We start from the raw sequence: 25257 nt of genomic DNA on the forward strand, positions 1-25257 counted from the left end.
AATTACAGGGAAAAATACTCTGCGATCGGGCCCAGTGCCAGCGCCGGGAAATAAGACAAGGCAGTGAGGATAATGATCACCGCAAAGGTCATCGCTCCAAAAGTGAGTGAATCTGTTTTCAGCGTACCGGCAGATTCAGGTATGTATTTCTTGGAGGCCATCAGCCCGGCAATAGCCACCGGCCCGATTATAGGCAGGAATCTGCCCAGGATCAGCACAAAACCGGTAGATACATTCCAGAAAACGTTTCCATCTCCCAAACCTTCAAAACCAGAACCGTTATTGGCATTGGAAGAAGTATACTCATAGAGCATTTCAGAAAAACCGTGATAGCCGGGATTATTTAGCCAGGCCGATGGTTTCACCGCCCAGTTGGCATCGGGGTAATGTGATAATACCCACGACGATAAAGCAGTACCTGCCAGTATCAGGAATGGCGACAGCAGCGTAATAATGGCAGCTATCTTTACTTCCCTTGCCTCCAGTTTATGACCCATAAATTCAGGCGTACGGCCCACCATCAGGCCCGATATAAACACAGCGATAATAATAAAGATGTAATAATTGAGAATACCTACACCGCAACCGCCATAAAAGCAATTCAGCATCATACCCAGCAGTTGCATCATACCGGTCATAGGCATGGTACTATCGTGCCAGCCGCATACAGAACCGGTTGAAATAATAGTAGTGACCGTACTCCAGTAACCCGTAGCTGCAGCGCCAAAGCGTACCTCCTTACCTTCCATTGCCCCCGTGGCCTGTTGAATGCCCATATGGGCTATGGCAGGGTTACCAGCCATTTCCTGCTGCATGGAAGGGACCAGCAGGCATATCATCCCGATGGTCATGATCCCGAAGATGACCATCGCAAACTTTCTTCGCTGTATAAACATTCCCAGTGCAAATACCATGGCGATAGGAATAAGTACCTGTGCTACCATTTCCGTCATCCAGGTCACATAGTTAGGATTCTCCAGCGGGTGTGCAGAGTTGGCTCCAAACCATCCGCCACCGTTGGTACCGAGATGTTTGATAGCGACAAAGCCCGCTACAGGGCCATGCGAAACATTCACTGTATCGCCCTGCATGGTTACAATAGCTTCCTTGCCGGCATAACTGGCTGGCATACCATTAAAAACAAAGATCAGCGCAATTACAATACTTATTGGTAAGAGGATACGGGTGATTGTTTTCAGGAAAATATCCCAGAAATTTCCAAGCTTAGTAGTGGTTTTTTCTTTCATGGCTTTGAAAACCACTATAAGTGCAGCAATGCCGGTGGCGGCGCTCACAAACTGCAGAAAGGCAAGTACAAATAATTGTGTGAAATAAGTAACACCCGTTTCACCGGAGTAGTGCTGCAGGTTACAGTTCACCATAAAGCTGATGGCGGTGTTAAACGCCAGGTCAGCCGACTGCCCGGGATTTCCATCCGGGTTCAGTGGCAGTTTATCCTGGAAGAACAGCGCAAAAAAGGCATATACAAACCATACAAGGTTGATGGTGAGCAATGCCTTCATGTGTTGTTTCCAGTTCATTTCCTCGGCAGGATTGATACCGGAAATTTTAAAGATGAAGCGTTCCAGCGGCGACATAAAATCGGACCAGGTCCGGTCGCCCCTGAATACCTTTACAATGTACCTCGACAGTGGCCAGGCAAGTAATAGCGTGATGCCGTAGGTGGCAATGACGCCTGAGATTTCTGTTGTCATTTTTATAGTCAGTTAAATAAACTTTGCGTATAGGCGTTGGAGTGATATCTACGATCAGAATTTTTCAGGTTTCAACAGTACATAGATCATATAGCCGAAAACGAAAAGTGACAGAATAAATAATGCGTTCATAAATAACAGTGTTTAGATCTTTTCAAAATAGTCGACTGATTTGAAGAATATTGCGAAGCAGGCCAATCCCGCCAGTACCAGGAGAATAGTCATCATAAAAAGTGTTTTAAATAGCTATAGTTTGTAAATGTTGAATCCTTACATTCTTCAGTGATAAAGGAAGCAGCTCCTTATGTTTTCCGCAGAGGAGGGGTGAGAGCGTGTACATAAATGCGCCCTCTATGGCGTTACGCAGGGCACTGCTCCCATTGTGATACAATACAGCGGCCACGTTAAAACAACGTTTTACCTCATGAAGCTGCCCGCTTCTGATCATCCGGCCGGTATAACCGGCAAAGGTGTGAATCACCTTGCTGATCGCTCCTTTTTGTTGTTCTGCGGGAAATGTTAAGCCCGGAATCTGTAAACCTATCAATTGGGAGATTTTTGAATCTGGTAGCATGTGATCAATTGTTTTGATACAAACAGGGTAATGCCAGCGAAGTGCCAGCATTGGAACAGGGGCTTACTTTCTCTCTTAATTAACTAATAACCAGGCTATTAAATAATATTTATGGGAGATGTGGAGAAGGTGCTCAATGGCCAAACCATGCAGAAATGGTAGGGTGTATGCAGAAAATGAAAGTGCTGGCCAGGAACATCTTTTAAAAAATGTCGTAAAAAAAGAGCGGTTCTACTTTCGTAAAACCGCTCCTTTATGAATCGTTTATTGTTGTTCTAACTAAACAAATACAATACATCTTCTTTCGTCAGCTTCTTCACAAAACCACTGTCGTCAGAAATAATTTCCTTCACCAGTGACTTTTTGCGTTCCTGCAACTGCAATATTTTTTCTTCCACGGTATCTTTACAGATCATGCGGTAAGCAAAAATATTCTTGGTTTGCCCGATACGGTGGGTACGGTCAATGGCCTGTTGTTCTACAGCCGGGTTCCACCATGGATCTACGATGTATACATAATCAGCAGCAGTGAGGTTCAAACCTACGCCACCGGCTTTCAGTGAAATAAGGAATACACGGCATTCGTCGTTGTGCTGGAAGTTCTGGATAGCCTTTTCACGATCAACGGTGGAAGTGCTTCCATCAAAATACTCGTATGGTATTTTGAGATGTTGCATCCGGTCGCGGATCAATCCGAGCATTCCCAGGAACTGAGAGAAGATCAGCACTTTGTGGTTGCCGATGTTTTCGGAAATTTCACGGGTAAGCTCATGCAGCTTCACGGAATGATTCGGATACTGTTCTGTATCATTCAGTATAGCGGGCGAATCGCATATCTGCCGCAGCTTCATGAGGCCCTGCAGGATGGTAAGCTGAGAACGTTCCATACCCTGATCTTCAATAACACCAAGGATCTTGGAGCGATAGGTGTTACGGTAGGCATCATAAATATGCCGTTGTTCCGCATCCATTTCGCAGAAGATCACGGTTTCTATTTTTTCCGGCAGATCTTTCGCCACCTGTTCCTTAGTACGGCGAAGGATAAACGGATAGATCAGTTTACGCAGATGTTCCTTTCTTTCTTCATCCTGGAACTTATCGATGGGCGTAGCAAATTCGTTGCGGAAAAAGTCTACGCTGCCAAGCATGCCCGGGTTCAGGAAGTTCATCTGGGCATAAATATCGAAGGTATTGTTCTGCATGGGGGTACCGCTCAGCGCCAGCCGGTTCTTGGTTTGAAGCAGTTGTGCCGCTTTGGTTACTTTCGACTGCGGATTCTTGATAGCCTGCGATTCATCGAGGATCACGTAGTCAAATTCAAGCTTCATCAGCAGCTGAATATCACTGCGGAGCGTACCATAAGTGGTGATTATAGCATCAAATTTACCCAGTTCCTCGGAGGATTTCAATCGCGCAGGGCCATGATGAATATGATGCCTGATATCCGGTGTAAATTTCCTGATCTCATTTTCCCAGTTATAGATCAATGTGGTAGGACAAACGATCAGCGCCATTGTTTTGCCTTCGTGCTTATTCTTGTAGTACTGCAGGAAGGTGAGGGCCTGGATGGTTTTACCCAACCCCATATCATCTGCCAGGATACCGCCCCATTTGATATCATCGAGGTAGTTCAGCCACTGGAAGCCGCTTTCCTGGTAGGGGCGAAGAGTTGCCTGCAGGTTTTCCGGCAGGGCAATACTGCGGATCTCATCGAACTGCAACAGTTTGCGGCGCTTCTGTTCAAGTTCCAGCACTACGGCTTCATCATCAATAAACTCATAGAGCTCATCAATCACGCTGAAGTTGTATTTGCTGAGCTTAAGTCCTTTATCTTTTTCTTCCCCAACTTTAAACAGCAGGGAGTATTTGCGCAGCCATTCTTCCGGCAGCAGACCCAGGGAGCCATCCGCCAGCTGAACATAATTCTGTTTGTTGGCCAACGCATTCTTAATATCCTTGATACTTACTTTCTGATCACCATACAGTACTTCGATCTGTGCGTCGAACCAGTCGATACCGGAGCTGATCTGCAGGTTGGTGACCGGTTTATGCGAGCTGAATTTAAAGTTGCGGAGGTTATCGAATCCGAACACCCGCACATTCATTTCCTTCAGTGCATCGAAGAACAGGAAGAACCAGTTATTTTTCAGCGCTTCTTTCGCGCGCAGATAAAAATAATTATGGTTATCATGTTGTGCGAAGTTAGTATGTAAAGTGCGGAGCTTATTTACAAAAGCATCTTCTGCTTCTTTATTGCGGTGGATAACGAGCACTTTATTTCCCTCCTGTACGGTGATCTTGCCTTCGTCGTTCCACTCCACTTCCTGGCCCCGATAAGCAAAACCGGGCTGTATGATAAATGTTTCGCCGAGCTCTTTCAGGAATACCCGAGGTTCCGGCATTACATCCTTCAGTTCTGCGAGCAGTCCTTTATCGAACTGTATATCGTACTGGCGGCTCAGCGGCAGCAGGTAATCTTTCAGGTAGGCCGGCCATTCCCGGTTAGCGATCCGCAGCTGCCCGTTCTGGCGGAAAAGTTCTACGTGGAGGGCATCCTGCGGGCTTTCAAACAAATAGATCACTTGTTTGTACAGGAACATTAACGGGCTTTCCCATTCATTTTCAGATACATTTACCAGTTCTCCTTCAATGTTCACATAGCAGTTGATGTCTACATGAGTATCGCCGGTATTGGTTTTTATGATCAGTTTGAGCCTGTCGGCGCCAATCTGCAGTTGCTGCAGGTTCTTTGTTTTGAAGGCCTGCCTGTTGGGCAGTTCAAATACCAGTCCGTGTTCTGCCAGCTGTGGGAACAGTTTGGCGAGTTTGGGATGGAGGTATTCCAGCATCAGTTCTTTTGTTTCGGTAGGGAGCTCTTCTGCATTTTCATGCGTAATATTTTCCCATATACCGGCAAAGGGGGAATTTTTGCTGAGGAATTTGCTGACTTCAGTGCCCTGTAATTTTCGTATAGGCGCTATCAGTTCACGGTCTTTTTCCTTGAACTGGTAGAAGTCGATGTATTTGGTAAGATCCAGTTTACTGGCCAGTGATACGAAGGCGGTTTGTTCTTCGTTTATTTCGCCGCTTACCAGGTCTATTTTAAAATAGGGATACAGTGTTTCGTTGGCGTTGAAAACTGCTGCCAGCCTTTGCGTAATGGTGATGGTCTCTTCCGGTGGCGGCGGGGCTGTAACCGGTTGCCGGCCTGCGGCAGCGCCATCTACGCGTTTGATGGAAGGGTCGAGTACGCGCAGAAAGGGTTTGCCATCCATGTAGGAGAAGGCAAATTTTCCGTCGAGGTCATCGGTAAGGGAATAGCCGTATAGTGATAACAGCTTATTCTTTTCCTTGTCCCAGTTCCGGAGTGTATCGAAATAGAACGGGCCGTTTTTCTGCAGGAGTTGCAGGAACAGGGCTGTTTTATGAACGCATAGCGCATGTTCTGTTTCGTCGCAGGTGCAATGCGTATCAAAAAACCGTTCTTCATTCCGTTGGATGATCATCGGAAACTCTTTCCCGTTAAGCGTTAGTACAGCTTCTACCTTTTCATCTTTAGCCAGGTTTATTTTGGCGGGATGTTTTTTGGCAATTTCCTCTGCCTCTGCCAGTATGGTACCGGATGTAAGCAGTTTAATGGATTTAATATCGATAGACTTCATTTTAATCAGCGTATGCTGCTGATCAAACTGTGTGTCGAAGCTCTCGAAATGATTTTTGTCCAGCATTTCCTGGAGCTGGAACAGCGCTGCGGCTTCGTGCCGGCAGATGTCGCCCAGGTTGTAAGGGCATTGACACCGGATAGACATACCGCTTGTTTCCCCATACTTGTTGATGGAAACACGGTAGTAATTGGCATGTGTGTCGCTCTTTACGCGGAAGGTAGCTGTTTTCAGCACCGGGTCTGCCTCGATGAGTTCAACGCCCCCGGAAGAAAAAATACGCTTCCCCCTGCGGATCACTTCATCAGTGCCGTTGTTGTAAACATATTTTAGCAAATGGGGTAGCGACATACTATACGTTGTTGCCCGCTTTTATTATCAGCAAAAGGGTTAATAGATATATCAAAAAAACTTAACAGCTGATAAAAAGGCAATCCACAAAAGTAAGCAGAAAATTTCTAATAACCCGCAGCCAGGCCATTAACAACCCGTTAATCGCTGTTCATTTGCGCGGTCATTGCAACGCCCATTTTTCAATATAATTTTCTTTAAATATAGATGCCTGTTTATCAACTATTTACCGTATATGACGCAGGTATCTTTCCAGTGAAAAATCTACCGCTTCCCGGGCTCCTGTTTTAATATATTTTCCAAAAGCGCCATACATCGCATCATAATTCAGCGGTTTTATGGCGGCATGCAGGGCATTGATTTCCTTTGCCGATACGGGAATATTATTTGGATAGCTATACATCACTGATACTGTTTTCCTGTCGGAAGATACCTGTATAACATCTCCCACCAGCAAACAGCCTTTCCCGGCAGGGGCATACAACACGTTACCGCCCGGGAAATGACCACCGCACAGTACCAGCCTGATACCATCCCATAGCGGCAGCTCTCCGCCATCCCATAGTTTGATCACGTCATCATGGCGTTGCAGCCACCCGGCATCCAGCTGATGTACATAAACAGGGATATTACCAAAAGCATGGCTCCATTCCACGATGGTGGAAAAATAATGCGGATGGGAGAGGGCAATGGCTTTTATGCCGCCAAGCTGCCGGATGATATTTATCGTAGAGGCGTCGAGGTTAGCAATGCAATCCCAGAGGATATTCCCCGAAGGGGTGATCAGTAAATGCGCCCGTTGCCCAATGGCAAAATCGGGCGTGGTGTAAATGGCGTACAGGTCGGGCGCTACCATTTCTATAATATTCCGGTGGGTTTTCTGCACCTGCTCCAGAGTGGTCCAGCTCTGGCCATTGGGATTAACGTATTGCCGGTCATCTTCACAAATAGGGCAGTGTTCCGGCGCCTGGCCGGCGGCATCATATTGCACACCGCAGGTGCTGCACAGATAGTGTATCATGGCATTATCTTTTAGAAGACAGAATATAGGATTTTTTGGTTAGAGTGGAGTAGAAGACCGAGGCAGTCTCTCCGCTTACCCTGCAATAAGCTCCCCATCCCTGAACAGGGGTAATACATTCGCTTCATCGGCAGTAAGACAGTAATGTATATCTTTTTCCAGGCCATATTGCGCCAGGCGCTTATAGTGAGAGGCCTGCCTCATGAAGGTATAGATGTCGTTTTTGGCGGAGTGATAAAGGGTTTCAGCAGCAATGGCAGAGTCGCAGTTTACGTCAAAATGTTGTTTGATACGGCTTACCACGGCGCCGGCAAACAGCGTGTCTTCCATATTTACGCGGTCTTTCCATGCAGCACAGCCCAGTATCACGTTCTGGTTTTGCGCCACCAGGTAATCGCAAACAGCGCTGATGTTAGGGAAGGAGCCGGTAATGATCTGTATGGCATCTTTGGCCATGTGTAATAATTTGGTACCGTTGGTGGTGGTGAGTACCAGCGTTTTATTTTCCACGAATTCACGGGGATATTCAAAAGGAGAGTTGCCATATGCCAGCCCTTCCGCGATCCTGCCATCTCTTTCGCCGGCGGTGATACCACCTATGGCACGGCCTATATTCACACATTCTTCCACGCTGGCTACCGGTATTACACGGGAAGCGCCGTTATACAGGGCAGTACAAATAGTAGAAGTAGCGCGCAATACATCTATAATAACTACAATGCTGTTTTTTACATCAAATAAATGTAACAATGCCGGAGATAAACATACTTCCAGGCTGGGTTTATTGCTTTCTGTCATTCAGTTGCGTTTTGTTTTAATCAAGGATCACCCTCCACTTCTCACTCTCTGCGTAATCCTTAATGGTATTATTTCTTTCCTGCAGGAGCCTGGTCATATATTTTTGCAGGTAGAACCGCTCAAATACTCTTCCAAACCAGCCATAAGGAGTGCCAAAGTTCATGATATCAATCATCACAGTGGCATTTTCTATCTGTTTAAAATAATGTTCATGATTCAAATGGGTAAAATCCCCGTCAGTCATTTGATCAGTAAATGATTCATTCTGACGCATGGCGGTGATTTTAGTGGTTAGCTCCCTCATTTTCCCAAGATGCTTTGCTCTCCAGGTCACTGTTTCATTATAGGATATCAGGCCGTTGGTGCGGCCTTTTATCGCATCTTCCTGCCGGTGCGACATACTTCGCTTGTGTAGCGTAATGCTCCTGCTCAGGTCAAAAACCCTTTCCAGCGGGGCATAGATAACGGTAGTTAAATGAATAGTAGGCATAGATATGGCAATAAAATACAAAAATTCCGGTGCGCCGGAAACTTTCCAGGCACCGAAATTAACAACTTTAACCGGCTATTCATACATATTCCTAGCCCAGGAAAGGCACTTTTACCACTTTTGCTTTCAGGAGCTTGTCCCTTACTGCAATAAAAATTTCAGTATCCAATGCAGCAAAAGCCGTTTTCACATAGCCAAGACCGATAGCCTTCTGCATAGATGGCGACTGGGTTCCGGAGGTTACACGACCAATTGTGTTACCTGCAGCATCTTTAATTTCGTAATCGTGGCGCGGAATGCCCTTATCTATCATTTCAAAACCTACCAGTTTTTTGCTTACGCCTTCTGCTTTTTGTTTTGCGAATAACTCGCTGGAGGTAAATGGTTTGGTGAATTTGGTGATCCATCCCAAACCTGCTTCCAGCGGGGAAGTAGTGTCATCGATATCATTTCCGTAAAGGCAAAATCCCATTTCGAGGCGAAGCGTATCGCGGGCTCCCAAACCGATAGGCTTAAGACCCTTAGGCCCACCTTCTGCGAAGATGGCATTCCAGATCTTATCTGCAGCCCCGTCCTTGTCTTCAAAATATATTTCAATACCACCGGCGCCGGTGTAACCTGTTGCACTGATCACTACGTTATCCACACCAGCAAAAGTTCCCTTGGTAAAGGTGTAGTACTTCATGTTTACCAGGTCTACTTCTGTGAGCGGTTGCAGGATACTTGTAGCGTTAGGGCCCTGGATAGCCAGCAAACAGGTTTTATCGGAAATGTTGTGCATTTCCACTCCTTTGGTATTAAACCCGGAGATCCAGTTCCAGTCTTTTTCGATATTACTGGCGTTTACCACCAGCATGTATACTTTGTTTTCTTCAATGCAATAAACGAGCAGGTCGTCTACAATACCGCCCTCATTGTTTGGCAGGCAGCTGTACTGGGCTTTACCAGCGGTTAGTTTGGAGGCATCGTTGCTGGTAACACGCTGGATCAGATCCAATGCGTTTTCACCCTTTAAAATAAATTCGCCCATGTGGCTTACATCAAACACGCCGGCGTTGGTACGCACCGCCTGGTGCTCATCGTTAATACCAGTGTAGGAAATAGGCATGTTGTAACCTGCAAAGGCGGCCATCTTGGCGCCCAGCGCAATGTGTTTCTCTGTAAAAGGCGTGTTTTTCATACTTTGTTTTTAAAACGGGGCAAAAATAGCGATTTGAGAATTATGAACGGCCAACATAAAACGGCGTATGACTGTTTTAAGACGAAGGTATACATTATAAATACTTAAAATACAATGATATAGTCAAAAGAATTGGCACGTTAATGCGCTTTAGCTGTTCTGTAATCCGTAATTTTGCATCAACACCCAAAAACAGATTCGCTGTGAAAAAGATAACCTGGCTGTTACCATTGGTAGTTGTAACCACCTGCATTTATGGACAGAAAAAGGAAGACCGTAAAACACTTGGAAACCTGCAAGCGCATATCAGTTACCTGAGCAGCGATAAGCTGGAAGGCCGCAGCACAGGCGCTCCCGGCGAACGGCTGGCCGCTACCTATCTTTCTGAACAAATGCAGCAAATAGGTTTAACGCCTATGGGTGAAGATGGCTTTTTACAGGCATTTACCGTGAAAGAGACCCGTGAGCCATCGGCCGATTGCCAGATGACCATTGGCGGAAATAAACTGGAAGCGGGCAGGCAATTTGTGCCACTTCCCTTTAGTGCCGGCAAAACAGCCAGGGGAGAGGCTATTCCGGGAGTTAATGAGCCGGATAACATCTGGCTGATCAATGTGGCAGAACTGGATACGGATAACCGCAAAAGCATGGTAGCGCAGTACCTGCAACAAACACAGATCGCCGAGAAAGCCGGCGCTACCGGCGTGGTATTTTATAATGGTAAAGAAACCGCCGCCGAAGTAATGAAATGGCTGGACCAGCGGCTCAAAGCTACAGGCATACCAGCGGTTTGGGTGAATGCCGATATCAGTAAAAAACTGGGAGCAGATGATGCCGATGGATTCCCTATCCAGATGCAGATAGCCTTTAAAAATATTCAGCGCAACGGTACCAACGTGATCGGCTATATCAATAACAAAGCGCCCAGGACCATCGTGATCGGCGCTCATTACGACTACCACGGCTGGGACGCCACCGATAAAACCGAAGACAATGCTAGCGGAACCGCTGCCATGCTGGAAATAGCCCGCTTGCTGAAGAATTCCCGTCTCCATAACAACAACTATATCATTATTGCCTTTTCAGGAAAAGAACAGGGCCTGTCTGGTTCCTCTTATTTCGCCTCCCATAGTAAGGTAGACCTTTCACAGGTGAACTACATGATCAATATGGATCGCATTGGTACCCTGAGCCCGGGTACGGCACTGCAGATCGGCGGTACCGGTACTTCCCCGGGGTGGTCAGCCATCATCCAGCAGGCCGCTACCAAAGAGCTGCCACTGGTATATGACTCCAGTGGTATCAGCAACTCTGATCACGCATCTTTCTACAAAAAAAATATACCGGTACTCTACTTCTGTAAAAACACTCCCGCCTCCGCAGATAAAGTAAATTACGACGGCACACTACATGTGCTGAAACTGGTGTATAACATCATCGACAAAACAAATAATAAAGACAAACTTGCATTCAGCAGCATTCAATGAGGTACCCGGATTAAGACCACTTCAAAATTTGCGGTTTACATATAAGTACGAAATGTATATTTTCGCATAAATACGTAATTCGCAAAATTTCAATTTATCCCTTTAAATGGAAGAGAAACTGGCGCTTATATACCGGTATTTCCAGCTGCTGGAAAGCTTTTCAGCAGATCCCGTTGAATTTGCCAGGATTTTTCATCCAAATATTATTCAGACTGAATACCCAAACCAGCTCTCGAATGAAATTAAACAACGGAACTTTGACATCATGCTGGAAAGCATGGCTACGAATAAAATAATTTTGAAAGCACAGCATTTCAGCGTGCTGAAAGTGGTGGAATCAGGGAATACCCTGGTAGTAGAAGCTAAATGGACCGGGGAAATAGGTGTAGATGCAGGACAGTTCCGCCGGGGACAAATAATGAAAGCATTCATTTGCACTATCATAGAATTCCGCGACGGGAAAATTTACCGCCAGCGCAACTATGATTGTTACGAACATTAAAGCTATGAGATCATGAAAAAAATATTATCACTCCTGGGTATTCCCCTGTTATTGTTTGCGTGTAACCATACCCGTAATGACGAACGCAACACCGACAGATCGGCCTACGATGTTATAACTGAAAAATGCTACGTGTACCGCGAATTCAAACCAGTCTCCAACCCGCTGACCGATTCCGTGCTGCAGCTGAGAAAAGAGCTGACCGATTACCTCGACCAGCATCAGTACAAAAGACATATGGCCGGCAAGGACAGCCTGCTTTTCCGCCGCGCAAACGGCCAGGAAGTGATCATTGAGCTGCCTGTGCCACAGGATATCTGGGAGCGAAGCACCATCATTGTTTTTGACCCGCTGAAAAATCCTTTGTTCGTAAATTTGCACAAAGGCACCGCCCAACTGGAACATTACATTCAAGCAAAATAATCCTATAAGAGTTTGCCGATCATACAAAACATCAGACTAACTGTAGATGCAGTCGTATTTGGATATATTCCAAAAGAAGGCATTGTGGTACTGCTGATCAAGCGCACCATAGAGCCCTACCTGCACAGCTGGGCACTGCCTGGCGGATTTGTGCTGGATGAAGAAGCGCTGGAAGAAGCCGTTACCCGTGAACTGCTTACCGAAGCCGGTGTAAATATCAACTACCTCGAACAACTGTATACCTTTGGTCTGCCCGGCCGCGATCCGCGGGGAAGGGTAGTGTCTATCGCATACTTCGGGCTGGTAAATCCAACTAATTTCAAACTCGCCGCCAGTTCTGATGCAGAAGACGCCAAATGGTTCAATATCAAAAACCTGCCAACGCTGGCCTTTGATCATGCAACTATTATAGATATTGCCGTACAGCGCCTCCGCAGTAAGATCCGCTATGAACCTATCGGATTTGAACTGCTGGATAACAAATTCCCCATCGCCGACCTGGAAAAACTCTACGAAACGCTGCTTGACAGGCCCATCGACCGCCGTAACTTCCAGAAGAAGATCAATCACCTGGGAATACTGATTGCACATAACGAAAAGCAAAAACAGGTATCACAGGGGAGACCAGCCAAACTTTTCAGCTTCGATGAGGCCCGGTATTTTAAACTGAAGAAAGAAGGAATGACATTTGAGATATAGATGCATATGTTGCAGAACCATTGAGGCAGCCCGGCACAATAACCATATTATGGAACGCGGCTGGTTACAGTGTTTTAGAACCTCTTCGCAAGCCATCAGCATAAGATATAATTGTAAACGCATCAGTAGTGACAGTGTTTTAGCACCTGATCACAAGTCGGCTTTCTATTTTGTGTATTTTTTACAAGAAATATTTTGGAAATCCGAAAAGGGTTTCTATATTTGTGTAACAATTACACAAAATAGCTCAACATGCAAAACACAAAGCCCACAGGAGTTATTATCGCCAGGTTCCAGACACCGTCCCTCCACGAAGGGCATCTGGAGCTCATCCGCCAGGTGAAACAAAAGCACAACCGTGTGATCATTGTACTTGGCGTTAGTCCTGTACGGGGCAGCCGCAAAAATCCACTGGATTATTATACCCGCGAACGGATGATCAAACAACAGTTCCCCGAAATCATTGTGCTCCCGCTGAGCGATCAGAAAAGTGATGTCATATGGTCACAAAAACTGGATGAACTGCTTCACAGTAATTTTCCCCATGAAACTTTCTTATTGTACGGCAGCCGCAACAGTTTTATGGACACCTATTCCGGCAAATTTAAAACTGAGGCCCTTCCTCCGGTACAGGACTATAACGCTACTGCCATGCGGGAAGCTATATCCGATAAGGTGTTTGATACAGAAGAATTCCGTGCCGGTATCATCTACAATACCTATAATCTTTTTCCTTCCGTATATGCTACTGTAGATATCGCACTTTTCAGGAATAACAAAACTGAACTGCTGCTGGGCCGCAAACCCAATGAAAATGTATGGCGCCTGCCCGGCGGGTTTTCCGATCCAACAGACGATAACTTTGAAATGGCCGCCGCCAGGGAATTGCGGGAAGAATGCGGCGCCGTGGAAACAGGTCCTATGCAATACGTAGCTTCCCTAAGAGTAAACGACTGGCGCTACCGCAGCGAAGTGAATAAAATTATTACCACCCTGTTCAGCACCGACCTGCTGTATGGCGAGCCCGCCGCTGGCGACGACCTGCAGGAAGTACGCTGGGTAACGGTGACAGATATACCCAATTTAATTGCCAAAGGAGAAATCAATGATACCCATATTCCCTTACTGGCAAAACTGACTGAAAAATATATTGACTAAGACTAAAATATTGAGACATGACAAAGGAAAATCTTATCCTCCTGGCCGATGCTTATAAATATTCCCACCATAAATTATATGTTCCCGGCACTCAATTTATATACTCCTACCTGGAAAGCCGGGGCGGCAAATTTGATGAAACCGTTTTTTATGGCCTGCAATATTTCTTAAAAGAATACCTGAGCGGAGTAGTATTCACAAAAGAAAAGCTGGACGAGGCCGAAACCATACTTACAGAGGTGTTTGGCAGGAAAGATGTATTTGACCGCAGCCGCTTTGAATATATTATTGATAAATACGGAGGTAAACTTCCGGTGCGCATCAAAGCAGTAGCAGAAGGTACGGTTGTGCCTGTACGAAATGTGCTGATGACCATCGAAAATACCGACCCTGAATGTTTCTGGCTCACTAACTTCCTTGAAACATTACTTATGCAGGTATGGTACCCATGCACCGTAGCTTCCGTATCCAGGGAAATAAAAAAAGTGGTAAGGAAATATTATGACGAAACTGCCAGTGCTGAGGCTTTTGCGGGCATCGACTTTGTGCTGAACGACTTTGGCTTCCGTGGCGCCAGCTCCGTGGAAAGCGCCGGTATCGGCGGAAGTGCCCATCTGGTAAGCTTTGCCGGCAGCGATACTATTCCAGGTTCCGTATTTGCAAAAAAATATTACAATGCGCCTGCGGCCCCGGGCTTATCTATCCCCGCCACAGAACATTCTGTAGTTACGCTCCTCGGGGAAGAAGGAGAACTGGAAATATTCAAACACATACTGGATAGTTATCCTACCGGTACCATTGCCTGCGTATCAGACTCCTACAATATTTTCAGAGCCTGTGAAGAATATTGGGGCACTGCTTTAAAAGAACAGATCCTGAAAAGAGACGGTACCCTGGTGATCCGCCCCGACAGCGGAGATCCGGTACAAACCCTGCTCCGCATCTTTACCATCCTCATGGACAAATTCGGTTACACTGTCAACGAAAAGGGATATAGAGTACTGCCTCCACAGGTACGGGTGATCCAGGGCGACGGCATCAGCTATTCCTCAATTCCCGGCATATTCGAAGCATTAAAGCAGGCCGGCATCAGCGCGGAAAACCTGGTATTGGGCATGGGTGGCGCCTTGCTGCAACGCGTAAACCGCGATACGCAGGAATTTGCTCTCAAATGCGCATACGCTATTGTAAACGGAAAATCCATCAACGTACAAAAAATGCCTGTAGAACTGGATGCCACCGGCCATTTGCGTACTTCTTTCAAAAAATCCAAAGCCGGAAAACTCAGGCTTATAAAAGATAATAACACATTTAAAACTGTAACCGAAGGAGAAGCCCCGGCATCCGCCGATCTTCTGCATACCGTATTCGAAAATGGTGAAGTAACGCTTAACTACACTTTCGAGGAGGTTAGGAAAACAGCAGCTCTGTAAATTATTCTTATTTCTTCCAACCATGTTACCTCAGAGAGGGTGTGTCTGATCTACGATACACCCTCTGTTATTTTTGGTTAACCTGTATACAAAAAATCAACGCATTCCTTAACTTCATGCCATGTATTTACTCATACCCGGCCGGCATCACCTGCTCACAGATTTTCAGTTCAAATACCTGAACCGCCTGATCAAATGCAAACTGGAAGGCGAAAAAGACGTATATGGCCAACCGTTAGCCACACAGGATATAGAAGGCGTGATTTTCGCAGTTACCTCCGCCAATCACCTGGGCACCAAACGAAACCCTGTACCATTCTATCTCCGGGCTATGATTATCCAGGAATTTTCCAACTCCCTGGATGTTCCGGTATATGTATACGGGATCGACGATGTAGGAGTGATCAGTGACTTCACGGAATATACAGTAAAAACAATACGGCATTCCAGTGAAGGCATTCACTCTATTACCCCTGCCAATACCCTGGTTATTTGCTCCACCGCCGTTAAAGACATGTACATAAAGCATGGCTTCACCATATTGCCGGCAGAGTGGGACCCGGTAAGCAGGCAATTTACACAGCCCATGCCATGGGACGTGGTAAAACTGGTAGCGCAAGCCGGCGACTGGCGCAAAAATAAAACTGTTCTCGACCAGATGCACCCGGCATCTTTTAAAATATGGTCGCTCTACAATGTAGGAGAGAAGGTGCAGCAAATCCTGAAAGACCCCATCATCGGGGCCGACGGCGATCTAACTGCCACCCGTGATTACAATGTATACGTAAAACAAATGGACGACATCGCGGTGCAGAAATACCGGGAAACAGCGCCTTACATACAACCCGGCAATATAGGTGATATCGGTTGTGCGGTGGGTTCGTGGATTAAAATGGCCTGCGGGGATGATCGCCTGCATGAATGCGACTTCTACGGGATTGAAGTATCCCGGCACCTGTATGATATCTGTCTTCAAAGAAAACACAATGGTGAATTCGCCAACCCATCGGTGTTCTTCTCACAAAAAAATGCAGTGACCAGCCTCGTATTTGAAGCAGGCAGCATGAATACCATTCATACCTCCTCGCTTACCCATGAAATTGAATCATATGGCAGCAGGGAAGACCTGCTTACGTTTATACACAACCGTTATAATGAACTGGTACCCGGCGGCGTCTGGATTAACCGCGATGTTGTAGGCCCGGAAAACAAAGAAGAAATTATCCTCCTCTGGCTCAACGAAGCCGATGGGGAAAATGATCTAACCTTACCCGAAAATGCCACTACGCAGGAACTGGCCGCATGGCTGGGGAGACTGTCTACTATGGCGCTGTTTAAACAATTTGCGAAAGATTTCCGCCATCACGAAGGGTTTCAGCTGCCGTATGAATGGGTAACTATTGAAGGTCAAACCTATGCGCAATTATCCATGCAAAATGCATGTGAATTTCTTTTCAAAAAAGATTATCATGATAACTGGCTGAGTGAAATGCATGAAACATTTTGCTTCTGGAATTACGAAGACTGGAAAACTGCTCTCGAAGAAGCCGGCCTTCGGTTGGATAACCTCTCTACTACCTGGCGTAATGAATGGATTGTAAATAACAGGCTGGAAGGTAAGGTACAATTGATGCGCCCGTGCAAAAATGGTGTACCCTTACCTGTCCCTTTTCCTGTTTCGCATATGCTGCTTTTAGCAAGAAAATGATCTGTCACCGGGGAGTGGCTGTAAATCGCTTCCCGGTACCTCTCATAATCCATACTCTTTCAGTGGAATTATTTTCAGCTGGTTATCCAGCATCTGCGGCATCAGCAATACCTGCTGTTTTGCATCCAGGGCAATATCTGCCGGGGCACGTTGCGTATTGATCGTGGTATATTGTTTTTTGTTGAGATCATATACATGCTTTTTAGCGTATACCTTGCCAGTTCCGTCATAATTGGGGCCCATTGCACACACGTATACTTTGTCAGCGGCCGCATCATAGCAAACCCCGTTTGGCACAGCCATATTCCCTTTCAGCACAGTATAAGTGCCGGTAAAAATATTCACCATCAATACATGCCCTTTAAATGAATCCGTTGTCAGCAATAAGCTGTCATTCACACGGCATACATCGTTAAGCATTCCTTCTTTTCCTTCAAGATCTAAATCAAATACCTTTTCTTCGTTACAACATCATATCCTTTCAAATGGTCAAGATCAGCCACATAGAGTATGTTATTCATAAGCTGCAAGCCCGAAGGAGCATGAAGTGTATCTTCAAAATAGTTTAACACCAGTTTCCCATCACTGCCTATATGAGAAATAACACCATCCCCATCCTTAACCGGCGCCAGTTTAGCGCCAATACCCGATACGAAATAACCACCATTATAAGCAACTGCACTTTCCGGAAGGGTTAATCCGTTAAACGTTTGCCGGGCATGAATAAAAAGAGGAGTCAACAGTAATATTAACAGGGGAACATAGTTTCTCATAAAGAGTATTTGCTGCAAATATAATCCGCAGAAAAATATGCAGGAATGTGAAAAGGAAAGAATTTCTTGTTAATATCAAAGAAAAAGAAAGCCGGAGTATGACTACTCCGGCTATTACCTAAACCTACAACTGTTACACTGTTAGTAACATATCTTAATTCGAATGAATTTCATTTAAAGGCACTTCTTCATAAGAAGCCACCATACGTTGCCTGATATAACGTTTGGCAGATAATTTACCAATTCCAAGCTTGGCCATACCCATATCCATAATCATATATACCACCGGTACCACGATCAGGGTGAGGAACATGGAACTCATAAGGCCACCGATGATCACCCACGCCAACCCATTTTTGGTAGAAGCCACACCACCTGTTGCCAACGCAATTGGCAACATACCAATTACCATCGCAATAGTGGTCATCAGGATAGGGCGCAAACGTGCATGGTTGGCATGGATCAGTGCCTGGTAAGTACTTTGTCCCTGCTCCTTCATCTGGTTGGCAAAGTCTACCAACATGATCGCATTCTTTGCCACCAGACCTATCAGCATGATCATACCCAATATGGTAAAGATGTTCAGTGTATTGTTGGTGAGCGCCAGTGCCAGTAATGCACCAATGATGGCCAGCGGAATGGAGAACAATACCACGAAAGGATAAATGTAGTTATCATATAACGCCACCATGATAAGATATACCAGCACGATAGAGATCAGTAATGCCGCACCCATTGTACCAAATGAATCACCCTGGTTTTCGGCATCCCCACCAAACAGGTAGCTGATGCCGGCAGGCTTATCCATTTTTGCCAGCTTATCTGCAAACTCCTGTGTAACCGTACCGGATGGACGACCCATTACCTGCGCCTGTACAGATACAGAAGTATTCTTATCCCTTCTTTCCAGGTGACTGGGGCCGGAGCCTTCTGTGATTGCAGCAAACTGCGACAACTTGATCAGCTGCCCTTTATCATTAATGAACTGTATATTGGAAACATCTTCGAGGTTCTTACGGTTGAAATCATCAAAACGGATGTTGATATCATACTCATAATCACCTTGACGGAATTTAACTTTGGAGTCATCTGCAGTACCGCTGAAAGCCGTTTGCATGGTACCACCCACGGCATCAAGTGTGAGGCCAAGTGCAGCCATTTTATCCCTGTCTACCTGCACATTAATTTCCGGATTACCATCTTCTACAGACAATTTTACTTCCGTAGCCCCATTGATGGTTTTGAGAGTATCCATTGCCCTTTTGGCGTAATTCATTACGCTGTCTAGCTCTGTACCCATCACCACCAGCTCTACCGGCGCCCGCTCTGCAGTACCCAGGATACTTACGTCTGTAGTTTTTACTTTTACTCCGGGTAAAATGGCTTTCAGTTCTTTCTTGATCTTGGCAGCATAAATATCTGAAGCATCCCCACGGTGTTCAGGATCTACCAGCATCACAGTAATTTCTGATTTATAAGCGGTCGACTGCGAGTTACCGAAACCATCTTCACTTGTTTGCCCAACCGTGGTGATCAAACGGGTGATTTCCTGCTTTTTATTAAGATATTTTTCTGCTGTACGGGTAGCCAGGTTGGTTTGCTCTACAGATGCATCTTTTGGCATTTCCAGCATCACGATAAACTGGCCGCGGTCGCCCTTAGGGATAAACTCACCGCCAATGTAGCCCTTGCCTATCAACATAAAAGAGGCAATCAATAAAACAACCGCCAGCGCGATGGTAACCCTCTTATGACCCAGCGCCCACTTCAGGATCACGGTCATCCAGTTGGTGAATTTCTGCAGCTGTGCCTCAAACCAGAGAATGAATTTCTCAAAAAGGTTCTTGCCGGTGATATGTTCCAGCTTGCCAAAACGGGACGACAACAGCGGTACAATCATAAAGGACGACAGTAAACTGAGCATCGTTGAAATCATCACCACCACACAGAACTCACGAACAATCTTTGACACCAGCTCATTGGTTAATGAAATAGGCAGGAACACCACCACAATTACCAACGTAATGGAGGTAACGGTAAAGCCTATCTCTTTAACCCCATCGAAGGCAGCACGAACACGGTTCTTACCCATTTCCATGTGCCGGTAAATATTCTCAAGCACCACAATGGCGTCATCCACAAGAATACCCACCACCAGCGACAAGCCCAACAGCGACATGAGGTTGAGCGAGAAGCCCATTAATTTCATCCCGATGAATGTAGCAACAAGGGAAGCGGGGATGGATATCATTACAAACAATGCACTGCGGATGCTATGAAGGAACAACAACATTACAACGGCCACCAGGGCTACCGCCAGGATAAGGTCATGTATAACCGAGTCGGCAGATTCCAGTGTAAAATCAGAGGAATCATTTACCACCGTCATCTTCAGGTCATTCGCCGCATAGTCTTTTTCTATTTTGCTGATGGTCTTCTTCATCTCCTCACTCACGGTTACCGCGTTGGCGTCCGTTTGTTTCTGCACCTGCAACGCGATCGCTCCCGCGCCATCTACACGTGCAATACGTTCTGCATCTTTCTGGGCATCCTGTACATCCGCCACATCCGCAAGCCGTACCTGTGTACCATCTTCCGTTGTTTTCAGCACCAGGTTACGCAGCTGGTCAACATTTTTATATTTACCTGCCAAACGGATCAGGATCTGTTCGTTGGCAGTTTTCACCTTACCGGTGGGGAAGTCGAGGTTGGCATTGGTGATCAACTGCCGCACCTGCATGATAGATAAATTGAAAGCCTGCAGCTTCTTCGGATCTATGTTTACCTGTATTTCGCGTTCCTGGCCACCTATCAGCGAAACCTGGGCCACGCCCGGTAACCGGGATAATAAGGGCTGCAACTTTTTATCTACCAGGTCATAAAACTGCCTGTCGTCCATTTTTGCGGTGGCAGACAGTGTCATGATGGGAAGGTCATCCAGGGAGAATTTATTGAGTGATGGCGGTTTGGCATCGCCTGGCAGATCAGCCAGTATAGCATTTACCTTACGTTGCGCATCCTGCAGCGCAATGTCCACGTCTGCATCACTGTTCAGCTCAACTGTAATAACAGAAAGACTTTCAGAAGACTTGGAGATGATCTTTTTGATCTTTTCCATAGATGCTACGGCATCTTCAATCTTCTTGGTAATGGTACTTTCCACCTCGTTGGGGGAGGCGCCCGGGTATACCGTAGAAATGGTTACCATTGGGGAACTAAACTTTGGCAGCAGCTCATAGTTCAGCGATTTATAGCTCATCACGCCCAGGAGGGTGAGGATGGTGAACACCACCACCACGATCGTAGGTCGTTTTATTGATACTTCAGTAATCTTCATGTTGCAAAAATTTGGTCAAACACCAGATACATTTCCCTACTTACTTTTTATCATTCTGAACCGTTACTGCCGCACCTTCTGTCAGGTTGATCTGACCGTTGGTGATCACAGTTTCTCCTTCTTTCAGTCCTTCCCGTATTTCCACCTGGTCGCCAACAATACGGCCGGCCACCACTTTACGTTTCTTTGCCACATTGCCTTCCATTACGTATACCGTATTACTGTTTACACCGCCCACAAATGCGGTACGTGCAATGAAAATTGTTTGGGTAGCATTCGGATCCACGAAGTGCGCTGTGCCGTACATACCGGCTTTCAGATCTTTGCCTTCAATATTATTTACTTCCATTTCTACCGGGTAGTTGAGGGAGTTATCACCTTTTGCTGCTATAAAGGTGATTGTACCTTCGTATTGTGTTTCAGGGAAAACATTGGAAGTAACCTGTACTTTCTGGCCTTTTTTGAGTGTTACCACTTGTCCTTCCGGTACAGATACCGCCAGTTTCAGCCTGGACACATCTACGATGTCGAACATTTTGTTGCTTACAGAAAGGTAAGCGCCCTGTTCTATATATTTCTTATTGATGATTCCGGAGATAGGAGCTTTCACATAAGTATCGCTTACCCTGCGGCTGGCGGCCTCGTAGCGTGTTTTTGCGATATCGTATTGCAAGCGGGCATCATCCATCTGTTTCTGGGTAACGCCTCCTGTTTTGAAAGCACTTTCATATCTTTCTTTGTCTACCTTCAGCTGATCGAGGTTTGCTTTTGCAGATTCGAGGTCGGTGTTGAGCAGCTGACCATCAATATAGGCAATGGGTTGGCCCTGTCTTACCACGCTGCCTTCATCTACCAGCAGTTTGGTAATACGGCCGGCCGTTTCCGCGAGGTACGTCAGTTCGCGTACCGGGGCGAAATTACCGTTGGCCAGGAATCCCTGGGAAAAATCGTTGCGGGATACTTTCTGTACCAGCACAGGGATGTCGCCGATATTGCTTTGTTTTACGAATTCTGTTTTAGCCTCATTCGCTTTTTTATTGGCGTTGAGTTTCCACATGATCAGTACTACTGCACCTATTGTCACCAGGCCCCAGATTATAAACTTTTTCATCTGCAAAATAGTTTGTGTGTTCTATCCTTGTTTTCGTTTATACGTTTAGTTTAGGAGTTCTTTTAAACTTCCTTTGCTTTTTATGATTTCCAGCTCTGCCAGTTTGTACTGCAGCAGGGCTTCGTTGTAGCTGTTTTGTGCATCTGCCAGGGATGTTTCTGCATTCAGCAGATCCGTTAAACCTGCCAGTCCGAGCTTGTAGTTATTCTGTGTGGAATAATACACTTCGTTGGCGAGGTCCATATTTTCCTTTTGCGTGGTGATGGTAGATAAATTGCTACGGATCATCAGCTTGGCATTTTCGTAATCTGTGTTGAGGGTAAGCTCAGTGTCTTCCAGTTGTTTGCCCAGCTGACGGAGGGTTACATTAGCCTGGCTTACTTTGGAGTGGCGGCCAAAACCATCGAAGATGGGCACTTTCAGGGATATGCCGATGGCTGCTGCACCAAACCAGCTGGTAGAATTGGAAGGGTCTTTTGAGAAGGCCCATTGCTGGCTCATCCCGTTATAGGAATATCTTCCGAACAGCGACAATGATGGATAATTTTCCGCCTGGTAAGCCTTCTTCTGGAACAACTGCAGCTCTTCCTGTTTCTTCAGTAACCTGTATTCCGTTCTGTTGGCAAGGTTCATATCATCGTACTGTAATACGCCGGCGGCTTTGGCCTCAATGTCTTTCAGGGATGCCGGCGGCAGCAGGAAAGTAGATTGAAGTGGCATACCCATTACCTTTTTCAGGTTATTGGTTTGCGTGGCATATTGGTTCAGCAACTGCGTGCGTTGCGTCATATTGTTGATGAGGTTCACTTTGATGCGGTCGAGGTCAATTTTCTTTGCCAGTCCATTATCAAACTGAGATTTAGTGGCGCTTACCAGCTGTGTAAGCTTTTCGATATTACTATTGATAGTGATGATCTTTTCCTGTGTTACCAGCAGCTGGTAATAAAGCTGCGATACATTGTAGATCACATTCTCAACAGATTGTTCTGTTTGTATCTTATAATATTCTTCTCCTGCCCTGGATGCTTTCAGGCCGGTGAACACTGCCTGGTTAAAGATCTGCTGACTAAGTTCTGCGCCAACGGTAGCATTATATTTTACCCCAAAAGCCACCAGTATGGAGCTGTCGGGCTTACCAAATACAGCACCTGGGATGAGCGATTTCTGCAGCATCAGGTTATCTGTATAGGAGGCGTTACCATTCAGCTGAGGCAGCGCCTGGGAGCGGACTTCCTGGGTTTTGAACTTGCCCATTTCTTCGTCCATTTTGGTTCTGGCCAGTTGTTTATTATTGTTCAATGCAAACTTCAGCGCTTCCTGTAAGGTTAGCTGCGTTTGGGCATAGCCATTATATACCCCTATCCCCATGAGGAGGACAAGCGTTAACTTTAATCGCTTCATAAAATAAATCTGTTAGCGTAGTAGTTTTATTCTTCTTCTTTTATTTGCAGGTACTGGTTTACCAGTTTATGTCCCCGGATGGTAGCGATGCCCAGTATAAAGTGGGCGGTTACCTGTTCCATTACCTCGTGCATTTCATATTGATCTGCGGGGTATTGTTCCGGATCGAAAGCTGCCTCCAGCTGCAGCTGGCGCATGCGTGCTACAATATCGATGTGAAGGTTCTGGCGGTATAGGCCTTCCGCCATTCCTCTCTTTAAATTCTTTTTGATGTTACAAAGCACATTACCCGACTTGAAACTTTCAATACTGCGCCAGGTATCCGGATGGTATTTCTGAATTTCATGCAGCATCACCGGGTTCATTGTTTTAGCCATATTGGTAATGTACTTCATGTTGCGCACCAATTCTTCTATGGCATTGTCTGTGGTTTGCAAACATTCATGGAAGTAGTTAATATGGTTTGTCAGCAACTGTTGCATCCCTTCGTCTATCAACGCCTGTTTATCCTGGAAATGCTCGTAAACTGTTTTTTTGGAGATCCCGCAATCGCGGGCGATATCAAACATAGTTACTCCTTTCACACCATAAGTTCTGAACATTTTCAGTGCTGTTTCCAATATCCTTTCTCTCACCACCATGATATCCGTTTAAGCTTTTATTCCTTTTATGAAAATTTCAAGTAATTGCTTTTGTTTTTCTATCACCTGGTCCATCATTTCTTCATCCATATCCATATCTTCCCGGATATGATCCGGCACCGAAAAGCGTAACCCCATAGTGGTAAGCACCAACAATTCCGCAACCTGGGCAGGATCTTTTACTTTAAATTCCCCCGATTCAATTCCTGCTTTGATAATAGCGGTATGAATATCAAATTCCCGTTGTTTTGCTTTTTTCTTTTCCGCGAGGAAAAGCGCTGAGTTGTCCTGTAATATTTGGAATAATTCGAGCCGGCAGAATTTGCTGATAAAATCTTTCCGGAGATCGATGATATTATATAAGGCTTTAGCGGCCGATTTCACCTGTACTGCTTCTTTTTCCATTTGCTGGAAATATGCTTCTGCAATTTTTTCCAGTACGGCAATGTGCATTGCCTTTTTATCGGGGAAATAATAATACAACGACGCTTTAGAGCAGTGAAGATCATCTGCTATTTCGTTCATCGTAGTTTTAGAAGCGCCATAATGAGTAAAACGCTTCAGAGCCGCCTCCAGGATCCTATCCCTCATTTCATCTTTAGCTTCTGTATGCATTAACTTTTTGACTTTTTTAGTTTCAAGGTCAAAATTAGGGACTTTTTTTGAAATAGTAACTAAAGTTGACCTTTTAACATCCATTTAACTTTTTGAAGAAAAAAGTCAGAAAGTCAGGATTGAGCGGAGGGATGGTCTTCGGTGGTTGTCTTTTTGATGATTATGTTGATTTGATTTT

At 45.6% G+C, this 25257-nt stretch carries 22 protein-coding genes; 7 read left to right on the forward strand and 15 right to left on the reverse strand.

Features of this window, described 5'->3' with window-relative positions:
- Positions 1-2 precede the first annotated feature (2 nt).
- The 8 genes from kdpA to gcvT form a co-directional block, all read right to left on the reverse strand.
- On the reverse strand, positions 3-1715 hold the full coding sequence (gene kdpA / locus FN124_RS09000) for a potassium-transporting ATPase subunit KdpA (protein ID WP_142684399.1): 1713 nt from the start codon (positions 1713-1715) through the stop codon (positions 3-5).
- A 54-nt stretch (positions 1716-1769) separates the two neighbouring features.
- A complete protein-coding gene (locus tag FN124_RS31745; protein ID WP_142685518.1) occupies positions 1770-1847 on the reverse strand; it encodes a potassium-transporting ATPase subunit F in 78 nt (25 codons plus the stop codon).
- A 106-nt stretch (positions 1848-1953) separates the two neighbouring features.
- Positions 1954-2289, reverse strand: a complete 336-nt coding sequence (locus FN124_RS09010; RefSeq protein WP_142684400.1) for a DUF7674 family protein — start codon at positions 2287-2289, stop codon at positions 1954-1956.
- A 275-nt stretch (positions 2290-2564) separates the two neighbouring features.
- Positions 2565-6302, reverse strand: coding sequence for a DEAD/DEAH box helicase (locus FN124_RS09015; protein WP_142684401.1), 3738 nt, complete (start codon positions 6300-6302; stop codon positions 2565-2567).
- A 226-nt stretch (positions 6303-6528) separates the two neighbouring features.
- The gene (locus FN124_RS09020) at positions 6529-7323 is read right to left on the reverse strand and encodes an MBL fold metallo-hydrolase (protein ID WP_142684402.1); all 795 of its coding nucleotides are present in this window, start codon (positions 7321-7323) and stop codon (positions 6529-6531) included.
- 75 nt (positions 7324-7398) lie between these two features.
- Positions 7399-8121 carry a 2-phosphosulfolactate phosphatase gene (locus tag FN124_RS09025; RefSeq protein ID WP_142684403.1) on the reverse strand — a complete coding sequence of 241 codons (723 nt, stop codon included), beginning with the start codon at positions 8119-8121 and terminating at the stop codon, positions 7399-7401.
- 16 nt (positions 8122-8137) lie between these two features.
- The gene (locus tag FN124_RS09030) at positions 8138-8611 is read right to left on the reverse strand and encodes an SRPBCC family protein (RefSeq protein ID WP_142684404.1); all 474 of its coding nucleotides are present in this window, start codon (positions 8609-8611) and stop codon (positions 8138-8140) included.
- 91 nt (positions 8612-8702) lie between these two features.
- Entirely contained in the window at positions 8703-9791 is a 1089-nt protein-coding gene (gene gcvT, locus FN124_RS09035) for a glycine cleavage system aminomethyltransferase GcvT (RefSeq protein WP_142684405.1), read from the reverse strand.
- A 203-nt stretch (positions 9792-9994) separates the two neighbouring features.
- Here gcvT and FN124_RS09040 point away from each other — a divergent pair, with 203 nt between their 5' ends.
- The 7 genes from FN124_RS09040 to FN124_RS09070 all read left to right on the forward strand — a co-directional run bounded on the left by FN124_RS09040 (position 9995) and on the right by FN124_RS09070 (position 17201).
- Complete coding sequence (locus tag FN124_RS09040) at positions 9995-11278, forward strand: M28 family peptidase (protein WP_185937136.1); 1284 nt, start codon at positions 9995-9997, stop codon at positions 11276-11278.
- A 106-nt stretch (positions 11279-11384) separates the two neighbouring features.
- A complete protein-coding gene (locus FN124_RS09045; RefSeq protein WP_142684407.1) occupies positions 11385-11780 on the forward strand; it encodes a nuclear transport factor 2 family protein in 396 nt (131 codons plus the stop codon).
- 12 nt (positions 11781-11792) lie between these two features.
- On the forward strand, positions 11793-12203 hold the full coding sequence (locus FN124_RS09050; protein WP_142684408.1) for a hypothetical protein: 411 nt from the start codon (positions 11793-11795) through the stop codon (positions 12201-12203).
- Positions 12204-12215: 12 nt separating this feature from the next.
- The gene (locus FN124_RS09055) at positions 12216-12902 is read left to right on the forward strand and encodes an NUDIX hydrolase (protein WP_142684409.1); all 687 of its coding nucleotides are present in this window, start codon (positions 12216-12218) and stop codon (positions 12900-12902) included.
- Positions 12903-13154: 252 nt separating this feature from the next.
- Complete coding sequence (locus tag FN124_RS09060) at positions 13155-14060, forward strand: pantoate--beta-alanine ligase (RefSeq protein ID WP_142684410.1); 906 nt, start codon at positions 13155-13157, stop codon at positions 14058-14060.
- Between the two features lie 17 nt (positions 14061-14077).
- Positions 14078-15493: a nicotinate phosphoribosyltransferase gene (locus FN124_RS09065; protein ID WP_142684411.1), complete on the forward strand. Its 1416-nt coding sequence runs from the start codon at positions 14078-14080 to the stop codon at positions 15491-15493.
- A gap of 121 nt (positions 15494-15614) precedes the next feature.
- On the forward strand, positions 15615-17201 hold the full coding sequence (locus FN124_RS09070; RefSeq protein WP_142684412.1) for a class I SAM-dependent methyltransferase: 1587 nt from the start codon (positions 15615-15617) through the stop codon (positions 17199-17201).
- 42 nt (positions 17202-17243) lie between these two features.
- On the opposite strand, the gene FN124_RS09075 is transcribed toward FN124_RS09070, so the two are convergent.
- The 7 genes from FN124_RS09075 to FN124_RS09105 all read right to left on the reverse strand — a co-directional run bounded on the left by FN124_RS09075 (position 17244) and on the right by FN124_RS09105 (position 25079).
- On the reverse strand, positions 17244-17621 hold the full coding sequence (locus FN124_RS09075) for a hypothetical protein (RefSeq protein WP_221887749.1): 378 nt from the start codon (positions 17619-17621) through the stop codon (positions 17244-17246).
- A gap of 20 nt (positions 17622-17641) precedes the next feature.
- A complete protein-coding gene (locus FN124_RS09080; protein ID WP_142684414.1) occupies positions 17642-17974 on the reverse strand; it encodes a hypothetical protein in 333 nt (110 codons plus the stop codon).
- Positions 17975-18128: 154 nt separating this feature from the next.
- Complete coding sequence (locus tag FN124_RS09085; RefSeq protein ID WP_142684415.1) at positions 18129-21311, reverse strand: efflux RND transporter permease subunit; 3183 nt, start codon at positions 21309-21311, stop codon at positions 18129-18131.
- A gap of 40 nt (positions 21312-21351) precedes the next feature.
- On the reverse strand, positions 21352-22422 hold the full coding sequence (locus tag FN124_RS09090) for an efflux RND transporter periplasmic adaptor subunit (RefSeq protein ID WP_142684416.1): 1071 nt from the start codon (positions 22420-22422) through the stop codon (positions 21352-21354).
- A gap of 45 nt (positions 22423-22467) precedes the next feature.
- Positions 22468-23823 carry a TolC family protein gene (locus FN124_RS09095; protein WP_142684417.1) on the reverse strand — a complete coding sequence of 452 codons (1356 nt, stop codon included), beginning with the start codon at positions 23821-23823 and terminating at the stop codon, positions 22468-22470.
- Positions 23824-23849: 26 nt separating this feature from the next.
- Entirely contained in the window at positions 23850-24464 is a 615-nt protein-coding gene (locus tag FN124_RS09100) for a TetR/AcrR family transcriptional regulator (protein WP_142684418.1), read from the reverse strand.
- Positions 24465-24473: 9 nt separating this feature from the next.
- Positions 24474-25079 (reverse strand): TetR/AcrR family transcriptional regulator, encoded by a 606-nt coding sequence (locus FN124_RS09105; protein WP_185937137.1) that lies wholly within the window; start codon positions 25077-25079, stop codon positions 24474-24476.
- Positions 25080-25257 lie beyond the last annotated feature (178 nt).

The organism is Chitinophaga polysaccharea (genome assembly GCF_902150045.1).
Taxonomy (GTDB): Bacteria; Bacteroidota; Bacteroidia; order Chitinophagales; family Chitinophagaceae; genus Chitinophaga; species Chitinophaga polysaccharea_A.